Below are 11675 nucleotides of genomic sequence, written 5' to 3'. Positions count from 1 at the left end.
CTAAATTATAATAAACATAATAATTAGTTTTTTAATATTCAATTAAAAAAGGACAATAAAAATCATTATTATCCTTTTAGTTATTATTATATTATTTATTACCTACACTCATATCCACATCTACCAATGTAGCAACCATAACTGCTTTTATAGTGTGCATTCTATTTTCAGCTTCATAAAAAACTTTAGAATATTTAGATCTAAATACTTCATCTGTAACTTCTAATTCTTTCAAACCAAATTTTTCGTATATTTCTTTACCTACCTTTGTATTTAAATCATGGAAAGCAGGTAAACAGTGAAGGAAAATAACATTTTCATTTTTTGTTTTCTTAATCATATCCATATTTACTTGATAATCTTTCAATAATTTTATTCTTTCTTCATATTGAGCTTCTTCTCCCATAGATACCCATACATCTGTATATATGACATCAGCTCCCATAACATCTTCTATATTTTCTGTTAAAGTTATACTTCCTTTAGATTTGTCAGCTACTTCTTTCATTTCTTCTAACAAGCCTTTATCTGGCCATAATTCTTTTGGCGCAAGAGATACAAAGTTCATTCCTAATTTTGCACATCCAATCATTAGAGAATTCCCCATATTATTTCTTGCATCTCCAGCATAAACAAATTTTATTTTGTCAAAAGACTTATCTACATACTCTGTAACTGTAAGTAAATCTGCTAATATTTGTGTAGGATGATAAGTATCAGTTAAACCATTGTATACTGGTACTCCTGAGTGCTTCGCTAAAACTTCCACGGTTTCTTGCTTATATCCTCTAAACTCAATACCGTCATAGTACCTTCCAAGAACTTTTGCAGTATCTTCTATAGATTCTTTTTTCCCCATATGCGAGTTATAAGGTCCTATAAATGTTGTATGACCACCTTCATCTGTAGCAGCTACTTCAAAAGAGCATCTAGTTCTTGTTGAGTTTTTCTCAAATATTAATGCAATATTTTTTCCTTCCAATAAATTTCCCTTAATACCAACCTTCTTTTTTGTTTTTAAGTAACTAGCTAAAGCTAATAAATATTTTATTTCTTCCTTTGAAAAATCTTTTAAAGTCAAAAAATTTCTTCCTTTCAAACTAATCTTATTCATATTATTTTCCCCTTTTAAAATTCACTTTGTTCATATCGCCAACAATATATCTTCGTTTCTCTTCAGATACATCTGTTGCTTAAAATCCACTTTGTTCATATCGCATTTACTACACAAAAAAGCCCCTTAGTTATAAACTAAGAGGCGAAAATCCGCGGTACCACTCTAATTATTAAGATATAATTATAATTAAAATAATAATAAAAAAGTCCCTTGGTTTTTACACCAAGAGACGATATTTACCGTGTTACCACTCTAATTGTTAAGAATATCTTAACCACTCAAATCCTTAAGGCGGACAACCGATTATCATACTTAAGTTCTGATAACCTTCTCAAAAGCTCTTTTCAGAATAAATCTCCTTACCAGGCTTCCACCATCCCCAGTTCTCTATAAATTTAATTTATCTTACTCTCTTCTTCACTGAATTTATCATATTTTTATTAATAATACTATTCACTTTCTAACCATATGTCAATAAGTTTTTTAATAAATTCATAATTTTTAAATTTCAAGCAATGAGTTTTATTCGTAAATCGAGTACTGTTTCCAAATTTTTTCTAAATCATCAAAGTATTTCTTTATTTCTTCTTTTTCTTTCATACCAACTGATATTGCAAGCGCATTTGCCACAGTCATTGCAGGTACTAAAGAGTCAACAAATGAAGCCATATTACTTTTTACTAAAAGAGTATTATCAGATAAACATGCAACAGGTGCAAAATAACTATCAGTAATTGATATTATATGAGCTCCTTTATTTTTTGCATAATCAACAACCTGATATGATTTTTTAGAATATCTAGGGAAACTAAATGCTATTACCACATCTTCTTCATTTATTCTAACTATTTGTTCAAAAACATCTCCCATATCCATTCTTATTACATGAACATTATCTAATATTAAATCTAAATAGAATCCTAGGTATTGAGCTATTACATGAGAACTTCTCATACCTAAAATATATATTTTTCTAGCTTTTAAAATCTCTTCTGATGCATTCCTAAAAGCCTTTGCATCTATCTCTTCTAAAGTTCCTCTAATATTATCTATATCACTTTTTAAAACTTTACTAAGTATAGCTGCATCATCAGAATAATCCTCATTTGCCATTTCTACCCTTTGTACAGTTGTTAGCTTATTTTTTATTAATTCTTGCAATGCATCTTGAAGTTTTGGGTACCCTGGGTATCCCAAAGCATTTGCAAATCTTACAACAGTAGACTCACTAACACCTACTGTATCTCCAAGTTTGCTTGCAGTCATAAATGCTACTTTGTCATAGTTTTTAATAATATATTGTGCTATAAGTTTTTGACCCTTACTCATTTTAGGGTAACGCGACTGTATAATTGAAATTAATTGTTTACTATCATTTATGTTATTTTTAAATTCCATAATATGCTCCTCTTTCTTTTGTGAAAAATATGAAGTATTAGAAAATTATTCATACTTATAACTTAATTATACCACTGTTTATATTAAGTTATAAAATATTATTTCATTTTTTCATTATTCAATATATTTTTTATAAGGTAGCAAAATTATATATTTTAACCTTTTTTCTCTACTAAAATAAGTTGTGGCGGATTATTTATTTGATTTGTAAATTCCATATGTAATACATTATATTGATTTTGATCTAAATTATTTAAATACTCACATATATGATTTTTTTCTTCTAATCCACCTTCATGGCCTATATAAGCTGCTATACTAATTATTCCATTTGGCTTTAATAAATCTAAGCTTTTTTTAATAGCTTGCAAAGTTGTATCTGGTTTAGTTATTATCGCATGCTTTGCTCTAGGTAAATATCCTAAATTAAAAACTACACAAGATACATTTTCTTTTACATACTTATCTAAGTTTTCGTGACCATCAAGAATTAGTTCCACTCTAGATGTCATATTATCTCTTTCTACTTTTTTTCTTGTAGATTTAACAGCTTCTTCCTGTACATCAAATGCGTATACTTTTCCAGTTTCTCCAACTAAATTACCTAAGTATACTGTGTCGTAACCATTTCCCATAGTAGCATCAATTACCACGTCACCTTTTTCAATAATTTTTTCTAAAAATATTTTGTTTACTTCAGTTATTTTATTTATATATTTTGCTCTTAACATAATCTACCTCTATATACTTTTTAAATAATTTACTTCTTCCTCTGTAAGATGTCTATACTCTCCTGGCTTACAATTATCTAAAGTAATTTTTCCCATTGCCACTCTTTTAAGTCTAAGTACTGGATGGTTTATAGCCTTACACATTTTTCTTACTTGTCTATTTTTACCTTCATGTATTTTTATTTCTAACTTAGATATACCTCTATTTTTGTCATGATATAAAACCTTAAGTTTTGCAGGTGCTGTTTTGTAATCTTCTATGTATAGACCTGACTTGAAGTTTTTAATTTCTTCTTCAGTTAATTCACCTTTTACCATGGCAACATATGTTTTATCAATTTCATGTTTTGGATGAGTTAGCTTGTATGTTAAATCTCCATCATTAGTAAGAAGTAATAGTCCACTTGTTTCATAGTCTAGTCTTCCCACTGGAAATACTCTTTCTTTCACATCGCTTAATAAATCTATTACACTTGGTCTATCAAACTGATCTTTTACTGTCGTTATGTATCCTTCCGGCTTATTTAATAATATATATACTAATTCTTCATCTAGAGATATTTTTACTCCATCAACTTCTACAGTATCATTTTGCTCATCAACTTGAAAAGATAATTCTTCTATTAACTTTCCATTTACTTTTACTTTTTTATTTAAAATAAGTTCTTCAGCTTTTCTTCTAGAGGCTACTCCACAAGAAGCTATATATTTGTTAATTCTCATATTTACTCCTTTAATTAATTTTTTTGTCCATAGTAAATACTAATATATGTGACAAATTTGTACAAGGTGTTTTTTATTATTATTTATATTTCCTATTAATTCAAAAAAATAAACTGCTTAAAGCAGTTTATTTTTCATTAATTTTTATTAATTTAACACTTCACTATTTTCATTATTTGACTGTGCATCTGCACTTGTTTCAACCTTTTCATTATTTGACTGCACATCTGTACTTGTTTCCGTATTTTCCTCTACATTTTCAGTTGGTAGTTGTTCAACTGGTTTCTCTTCAGTTGGTTTTTGAATATTTTCTTCTTGTTTTGTTTCTTCATTTTTCTTATTATTGTAAATTATCTCTGATTCTAACTTGTTCATATCTTCTTTTGATGATTTTTTGGCATTTTCTTTTCTTTGTAGAGCTTCTTTTTCAGCGGTTTGTTGTAATTTTTCTAGCTCATCCTTTTTATTTACTGATTCTCTTTTAATTTTTTTAGAACCATTATTTATATTTACAATAGAGTCCAATTCTTTTATTGCCTTATCATAATCATGATTTTTTTCATATTTTTCTGCACTTTGCATTTTTCTAGCTTGCATATACATCGCTCTGGCTGATTCATTTTCTGGGTCTGCATCCAAAACTTGAGATAATAAAGTTAAAGCTTCATCATATTGATGACTTTCAAGCTTTTCTTGTCCTCTAATCAAAGAACTATCTTTAGATAATTTACTACATCCACCTATTAAGGCTGCTATTAAAACTAACATTAACAATAATTTCTTTTTCATGAAAACCCTCCCTGTTGTATAATATAGTTTATCATAAACCCTAAATTTCCACATTATAAAATTTCATATATTTATATTTAGATATTAAGAATTATTTATGCATAAATCTAAATATACTTACAATGAAAAATTTGCTTCGCTCATATCGCCAAAATTGAGAAGCATATCGTCAACGATATATCCTCGTTACCACTTCGGATAAATCCGTTACTCAAACGAGATGCCTTCGTTACCACTTTAAGCCACTGTGTGGTCGCTATAAAATTTTAGGAAACGACCTTGCTCAAAAAACAACTTTTTTACATCTCAATATTTATTGGTATTACTTAATTACATAAGTTATTCACAGATTTGAGAACAGTATAATTTCCTGATATATAAAAAAAGTTCTTTACTTTTTAATATAGTAAAGAACTTTTTTCATTTTATAATTCTAAAGACAGTAACTCTTCGTAACTTTGTCTTTTACATATTAATTTGTCATTTCCTTTATTCACAAATACCACTGGGTTTTTAGGTATTTTGTTATAGTTTGATGCCATCGAGTATCCATAAGCACCTGTAGATGTTGTTATTAATATATCCTTACTTTCTATATCTAAAATGCTCGTATTTGATATTAGTATATCTCCACTTTCACAACATTTACCGGCAATAGTTACCTTATGCGATGATTTTTCGCTATTCATTTTGTTTACAATAGCACATTCATATCCTGCTTGATATAAAGACGGTCTTATATTATCTGTCATTCCACCATCCACACTAACATAAGTTCTTACATCTTTTATCTCCTTAATTGAACCAATTGAGTATAAAGTGCTTCCCGCATTAGCAACTAAAGATCTTCCTGGCTCTAATATAAGAGTTGGCATATCTATATTTATTTCTTTGCATTTTTCATTGCATTTATTTATAATACCTTCACAAAACTCCTTGATGCTTTTTGGCTTATCACTTTCTGTATAATAAACTCCTATACCTCCACCAAAATCTACTTCTTTAATTTCTATATCATAATCTTCCTTTAATTTTTTTACTAAGTTAAACATAACATCAACTTCTTCTTCATAAGGTTCTACATCAAATATTTGTGAGCCTATATGAGCGTGAATCCCAATTAATTTTACATTTTTATATTTTTTTAATCTTTCTACTGCCATATAAAAATCACCATTTGTCAAAGCAAATCCAAACTTAGAATCTATCTGACCAGTTTTAATGTATTTATGTGTATGGGCATCTATACCAGGTGTTACTCTAAAGTATATGTCTTGAATCATGTTTTTTTCTTCACAAAGACTTTCCAATATATCCAACTCGTAGAAATTATCAACTACAAACACACCTACGCCTAAATCAACACCCATCTTAATTTCATCTATTGTTTTGTTATTTCCATGAAATAATATTTTCTTCATAGGAAAATTGGCTTTATATGCTGTATATAACTCTCCACCAGATACTACATCTAAATAAAGTCCCTCTTCATCTATTAAAGTACACATATACTTTGGTAAAAAAGCTTTCCCTGCATATGCAATTTTATTATTATTTTCCTTAACTTTAAAGTATTTATTATATTCTCTACAGTTATTTCTTATTAACTCTTCATCAAATACATAAAGAGGTGTATCATATTTTTTTGCTAAATCCACAGTATTTACCCCACCTATATATAAGGTGTTATCTCTTATTCCCATTGTCCCATGAAGTTTCATAGTATCCTCCTGTTTTATAAGTTAAATTCTTTAGCTATTTCTCTTATTGCCACTTCTTTAGAAGATGAGTTAATAGCACATGTAATTCTTATTTCTGATGTTGTTATTAATTTTACAGCTATGTTATTATCACTAAATATCTTAAATACTTTTGATGCAACACCACTAGTATTTTTCATTCCTAAACCTACTAAAGAAAACTTTGTTATACCTTCATCTATAATTATATTTTCACTAGGTACAAAACACCCAACGATTTCTTTACATTCTCTTAAATCATCCTTTGGTATGGTAAATGATACATTTACTTTTTTATTAAAAGGTGCTGTTTGGCTTATCATATCAACACTAACTCCACCTACTGCAATCTTTTCAAATAATTTTGAAACATCTTCCATCTTTATATCTACTATTGTTATCGCTGCATCATCGTCACAAGTTGCAAGTCCTGTAATAACTTTATCCTCTAACTTCATTTCTTTGCTCCCCCTTATATATGTTCCTTCAATATCACTGCAAGATAAGCCTACATATAGTTCTACATCATACTTTTGAGCTAATTCCACACTTCTTGAATGCATTACTTGAGCACCTAAACTTGCAAGTTCTAACATTTCCTCATATTCTATCTCTTTTATTTTTTTTGCTTCACTGTATTTTCTTGGGTCTGTAAAATAAATACCATCCACATCAGTATATATTTCACATATACCATCTAATTTCACTGCCAAAGCTACAGCAGAAGTGTCGGATCCTCCCCTTCCTAATGTTGTTATATCCCCCTCATCATTTAATCCTTGGAATCCTGTTACTATTACAATTTTACCACTATCTAAACTTTCATTTATTTTACTTACATCAATATCATCTATTAATGATTTACCATGAAGTCCACTAGTTTTTATATTTAATTGATAAGCATTATAACTTACAGCTTCACATCCTAATGAATTCAAACTCATTGACAATAAAGATGCAGATATCATCTCTCCAGTGGACATTAAAACATCCAGTTCCCTTTTATCTGGAGATTTTGTTATATCCTTTGCCATACTTATAAAATCATCTGTTGTATCTCCCATTGCTGAAACTACAACCACAATTTTAGGATTTTTCTTTTTTCTTTCTATTAATTTACTTGCTATAAGCTTAATTTTTTCAGTACTAGATACAGAACTACCACCATATTTTTGAACAACTACTTTGCTCACTATCATCCCCCCTTAAATTATGTACTCCTCTTTATGAAAAATTCGCTTCACTCATGTCGCCAACGATATATCTTCGTGACCCTTCAGATGCATCCGTTGCTCCATTTAAATAGGTTGGAATTTATAATTTATCCACACATCAGATAAATTATAAACTCCTTTAATATAAAAAAATAAACGCCCAAAGGTATACTTTGGACGTTAAAAATAGCCATAGTAAACCTTGTAGCTCAACACTTATAGAAAAATCCGTTTTGCTCATATAACCAACAGACGTGAAAACAGGTCTATTGTTATATTTGCTTCTACGAATAAAAGTGACAGCCTTATACATATTTTGCATAAGTCCAGATAATTCATATGCCTATAAATTACCTTCGGCCATAATTCCTTTCCCAACATATAATTGCTCGCCAGCTATATATTAGTACTATTAAGTACAGCACCTCTACCTTAGGTTTTTATAAATTTTATTAATAATATATTAATAGCATAACAAACTTTAAGATGCAACTAAAATCATAAAACTATTTACATATTTTACAAATAATTAAATAATTTATTCAATGATGTATCTAAAAAATGTATATGCTCATTCATATTATACTTATTATGCTTTTGTTCTTTAGAAGATATAACAATAACTTTTGGTACCATAAAAAATGGTATAGTTGAGTTATCGATATCATAAATAATATTATCATACTTTGAGCATTTAAGATTTTCATCTAGTTCGATATCTATTAATACTTGTAGTCTTTGTCTACTCGGGTTTATATATTCAATAAATATATCATAAGTCTGATCTCCTACTTTTGCATTTCTATAAAACCTAACTGTTTCATACCCTGCACTATTTAATCTAATTGCTATTTCAGAGCCTAACAACATCTTTGTCAGACTGTTTCCCTTTGTAATGTTACTCCCATTTAAATAATATACATATGAATTATCTTTAAAATTTGTATAGTTTATATTACATGGAAACTTTCTCAAAGTATAATCATTACACATTTTTCTTAAAGTTCTTTTTAGGGATTTTTTGCTACTTCTTTTTTTATTATTAAATACTTTTCCCACTTGATTTTCTGTGACACATCTCACTCTACTAACTAGATACAAAATATCTTTTTCTAATCCCACCATAGTCAATCTCCTTGAAGCTAATTTTACCAAGTTGTACTATATTATATTAAAATCATGTAATAAAATTTACACAAAAAAAGGAAGATTTAAAATTTCTTCCTTTTCTTAGCTATTTTATACTATTCAGTTTTTTCTTTATTTTCTGTATTTTTACTCTTATCTTCTTTATTCGAAACTTTTTCTATTTTTCCTATATTATTATTATCAAATTCAGCTATATTTATTATACTTGAATCTGTTTTATCATAAGATATACTTACCTTATCTCCTACCATAGTTATAGGTAGCTCTGTAGATACTTTTGATGTTCCTGTAAATATCAATTGATTATTATCTTTTAATGTAATGTAATATGTAGTATTACCGCTTTTTACATCTTGATTTATTCTTGATACAGTACCTTCTATCTTTTGTAAGTCTTCATTTTTATCTAAGCTTATATCATTACCTTCTGATTCTAATACTTCTTTATAGTTTTTATAAGCATCTTCTTTTGTTTCTCCAAGACCTATAATACTATAGTCCTCAACAGATACAAATGCAACCATTTTTACTAATCCAGCCTTATCTTTTAATCCTAAAACATAAGTTGGCTTTCCAAGTATATTGTACATAACTGGGAATGTGGCTTGGTACTCTTTTTCTTGTACCTTACCCTCTGCAGTTGTCATAGCTGCAGTTTCTGTAGCTCCCGTTTGCATATATAATTTAGATTCTTTTGTTCTAGAATCTACTAGCATAAATCCTACAGTAGATTCATCTGACCCTGAAGAAGTTATTCCTGTATACCAATATGATCTTCCATCGTTTCCATAAACAAGAGATGTACCCTCTGAAGGAAGTAATACACCTTCTTCTGATATTACAGAGTTTAAAAATCCATTAACGTATAATCCCCAGTCTTTTATTTGCTGAACTATAAAGTTTTCTGGTTGAATTCTATCTACCCACTTAGGAGTATCTTCTATTGAATAAACTTTAACTTCCCCACTTTGCGCATCAACAACAGCTGTTCCAACAGCATTTGCTCCACCATATCCAATACTATGTTCATATAAGCTTACTACCCAGTACGGATTACCTTCATCATCAATCTCAAAATTAAATTCAGTCATACCATAGTTTACTACACCATTTAAATAGATATGTCTATGTAAATCTTGTAAGAAGTATGCTTCCTCTTGGTATACTATTTTAATTTGTTTTCCATTAATATTTTGTACTAGTCTTACGTCTTGAGGGTTTGTTGCAGATACCATTATATATCCATTAGTACCATCAAGGTTAGTTATCCATTTTACTATATCTCTATGTACAAGAGGCGCAACCCAATATAGTTCACCCTTTACACTTTGTATTGAATACTCACCAACTTTAGATATACTTCCTATTGCCGGTATTTCCCCAACCTTTTTTTCTCCTAATTTCACTGCCATATCTTTATCTACTATTCTTATTTTGTCAACACTTACTGGACTTACATCCTCTGTAAAAACACTTTCTTCCACTTTACCAAGTAAGTTTCTGTAAGAGCTAGCTCTAAATATTGGAGATGTTACAAAGAATGGAATCACAATAACTATAATTAATAAAAGTGCTGCAATTACAAAGTTATTTTTTGCCATTTTTGATGTTTTTTCTCCTCTATCAAACATCATGTCAAGAATCCCCGCTAAAACAAAGAATAGAACAAGTGTTGTAAATCCTGATGTGAAGTCAAACCTTAATACAGGAAGTTTCACAAATGAATAAATAGCCACAATTAATAATGCAATACCATATGATTTAAATATTTTTTTCATTTTTTCTCCTTTCAATTAAACCTGTTATTACTATTATAACCTTATTTTTACATTTTTAGATTAATATTACTAAATAATATATAATATAAAATAAAAAATTACCATAGTAATATATGGTAATTTTTAACAAGTCATATGACTCAACATCTCTTTTTCATTTTTAACATTATAATTACATAATAAGCCTTCATATTCTAATTTAAGGTTGTAATTATTATAAAAGTCTTCTGGCTTAACTAATGATGGTGGCTTATCAAATATATTAATATCACTCTTATAAAGCATATCCGCAACAAAATGGGAACATACGTATCTATATTCTTTTTCTCTTGATTTATTAAAAGATAAATATACTAAAGCTTTAACGTCATAGTTATATCTTTTTTTATTATCATTTACCTTCATTATATTTTGTAGTAATCTTTTATATTTAGAATAATCAACCTCTAGTGAATACACTCTACATAAAGCATTTTTCTTTATTTCGTATAATCCTTCATTTCTATTTTCTTCTACAAACCCTGCAAATATTGGTGTTTTAGGGTTTAACCTTCCAAAAGAGTACATCGGTGATAAATCTTCATTTAAAGATAAAGAGATATGAGCATAAGGACTTTTACTAACCTTTCTTATTAAATAGGAAAGAAAAGTTCCTGTATAAGTTGTTACTATATAAATTTTTCTCATTCTGCACCCCCAACTACTATCTTTTAATTTTATCATAATATTTTAATTCATTCAATTCATTATAAGCTTTATTATTATTAATTAATAAAGTTATTAATTAACAAAATTCATAGTTTTTACATATAATGTCAAAAACTTTATTTTATTTAAATTATTCCGTTTACAAATTCCTTAGTATCACTAACTCTTATCTGTCAAACCTAAATTCTATTAATTTATGAAATTGGAAATATTATATAGTTTTTTTTATATAATTATAATAAAAATATTGATTTTGTTTAATAATGTTAAATATAATAGGTTTTAACTACTAAAATATATAAATATACTTTATTTTTTTTCCATAATTG

At 28.2% G+C, this 11675-nt stretch carries 10 protein-coding genes, 1 riboswitch and 1 other annotated feature; all 10 genes read right to left on the bottom strand.

The features are described 5' to 3' along the window. Positions 1-91: 91 nt before the first annotated feature. The 10 genes from argF to QX51_RS09725 all read right to left on the bottom strand — a co-directional run bounded on the left by argF (position 92) and on the right by QX51_RS09725 (position 11325). Positions 92-1114, bottom strand: a complete 1023-nt coding sequence (gene argF, locus QX51_RS09770) for an ornithine carbamoyltransferase (RefSeq protein ID WP_039679728.1) — start codon at positions 1112-1114, stop codon at positions 92-94. Between the two features lie 225 nt (positions 1115-1339). Beyond that, positions 1340-1547: a binding site (T-box leader), on the bottom strand. A gap of 92 nt (positions 1548-1639) precedes the next feature. Beyond that, positions 1640-2515, bottom strand: coding sequence for a MurR/RpiR family transcriptional regulator (locus tag QX51_RS09765; protein ID WP_039679727.1), 876 nt, complete (start codon positions 2513-2515; stop codon positions 1640-1642). A 155-nt stretch (positions 2516-2670) separates the two neighbouring features. Further along, complete coding sequence (locus tag QX51_RS09760) at positions 2671-3246, bottom strand: tRNA 5-(aminomethyl)-2-thiouridylate-methyltransferase MnmM (RefSeq protein WP_052232983.1); 576 nt, start codon at positions 3244-3246, stop codon at positions 2671-2673. 9 nt (positions 3247-3255) lie between these two features. Further along, the gene (locus QX51_RS09755; protein WP_039679726.1) at positions 3256-3969 is read right to left on the bottom strand and encodes a pseudouridine synthase; all 714 of its coding nucleotides are present in this window, start codon (positions 3967-3969) and stop codon (positions 3256-3258) included. Between the two features lie 147 nt (positions 3970-4116). Next, positions 4117-4758, bottom strand: a complete 642-nt coding sequence (locus QX51_RS09750) for a tetratricopeptide repeat protein (protein ID WP_052232982.1) — start codon at positions 4756-4758, stop codon at positions 4117-4119. Between the two features lie 425 nt (positions 4759-5183). Then, entirely contained in the window at positions 5184-6479 is a 1296-nt protein-coding gene (gene lysA, locus QX51_RS09745; protein WP_039679725.1) for a diaminopimelate decarboxylase, read from the bottom strand. A gap of 14 nt (positions 6480-6493) precedes the next feature. Then, entirely contained in the window at positions 6494-7696 is a 1203-nt protein-coding gene (locus tag QX51_RS09740; protein WP_039679724.1) for an aspartate kinase, read from the bottom strand. Between the two features lie 212 nt (positions 7697-7908). Further along, a riboswitch (Lysine riboswitch) is annotated at positions 7909-8149 on the bottom strand. A gap of 81 nt (positions 8150-8230) precedes the next feature. Continuing rightward, positions 8231-8836, bottom strand: coding sequence for a hypothetical protein (locus QX51_RS09735; RefSeq protein WP_039679723.1), 606 nt, complete (start codon positions 8834-8836; stop codon positions 8231-8233). A gap of 119 nt (positions 8837-8955) precedes the next feature. After that, the gene (locus tag QX51_RS09730; protein ID WP_039679722.1) at positions 8956-10638 is read right to left on the bottom strand and encodes a hypothetical protein; all 1683 of its coding nucleotides are present in this window, start codon (positions 10636-10638) and stop codon (positions 8956-8958) included. 123 nt (positions 10639-10761) lie between these two features. After that, positions 10762-11325 carry a hypothetical protein gene (locus QX51_RS09725; protein ID WP_039679721.1) on the bottom strand — a complete coding sequence of 188 codons (564 nt, stop codon included), beginning with the start codon at positions 11323-11325 and terminating at the stop codon, positions 10762-10764. Positions 11326-11675: the final 350 nt, after the last annotated feature.

Source organism: Terrisporobacter othiniensis, from assembly GCF_000808015.1.
GTDB classification, from domain to species: Bacteria; Bacillota; Clostridia; order Peptostreptococcales; family Peptostreptococcaceae; genus Terrisporobacter; species Terrisporobacter muris.
Note: the sequence above shows the minus strand (reverse complement) of the source record. Positions and strands in the feature narration are given on the sequence as shown.

What these genes read in the sequence shown, in the direction of transcription:
- QX51_RS09765 (WP_039679727.1), bottom strand. Translation starts at nt 2,515, where the DNA reads ATGGAATTTAAAAATAACATAAATGATAGTAAACAATTAATTTCAATT.
- argF (WP_039679728.1), bottom strand. Translation starts at nt 1,114, where the DNA reads ATGAATAAGATTAGTTTGAAAGGAAGAAATTTTTTGACTTTAAAAGAT.
- QX51_RS09760 (WP_052232983.1), bottom strand. Translation starts at nt 3,246, where the DNA reads ATGTTAAGAGCAAAATATATAAATAAAATAACTGAAGTAAACAAAATA.
- QX51_RS09735 (WP_039679723.1), bottom strand. Translation starts at nt 8,836, where the DNA reads ATGGTGGGATTAGAAAAAGATATTTTGTATCTAGTTAGTAGAGTGAGA.
- QX51_RS09730 (WP_039679722.1), bottom strand. Translation starts at nt 10,638, where the DNA reads ATGAAAAAAATATTTAAATCATATGGTATTGCATTATTAATTGTGGCT.
- QX51_RS09755 (WP_039679726.1), bottom strand. Translation starts at nt 3,969, where the DNA reads ATGAGAATTAACAAATATATAGCTTCTTGTGGAGTAGCCTCTAGAAGA.
- QX51_RS09725 (WP_039679721.1), bottom strand. Translation starts at nt 11,325, where the DNA reads ATGAGAAAAATTTATATAGTAACAACTTATACAGGAACTTTTCTTTCC.
- QX51_RS09740 (WP_039679724.1), bottom strand. Translation starts at nt 7,696, where the DNA reads ATGATAGTGAGCAAAGTAGTTGTTCAAAAATATGGTGGTAGTTCTGTA.
- QX51_RS09750 (WP_052232982.1), bottom strand. Translation starts at nt 4,758, where the DNA reads ATGAAAAAGAAATTATTGTTAATGTTAGTTTTAATAGCAGCCTTAATA.
- lysA (WP_039679725.1), bottom strand. Translation starts at nt 6,479, where the DNA reads ATGAAACTTCATGGGACAATGGGAATAAGAGATAACACCTTATATATA.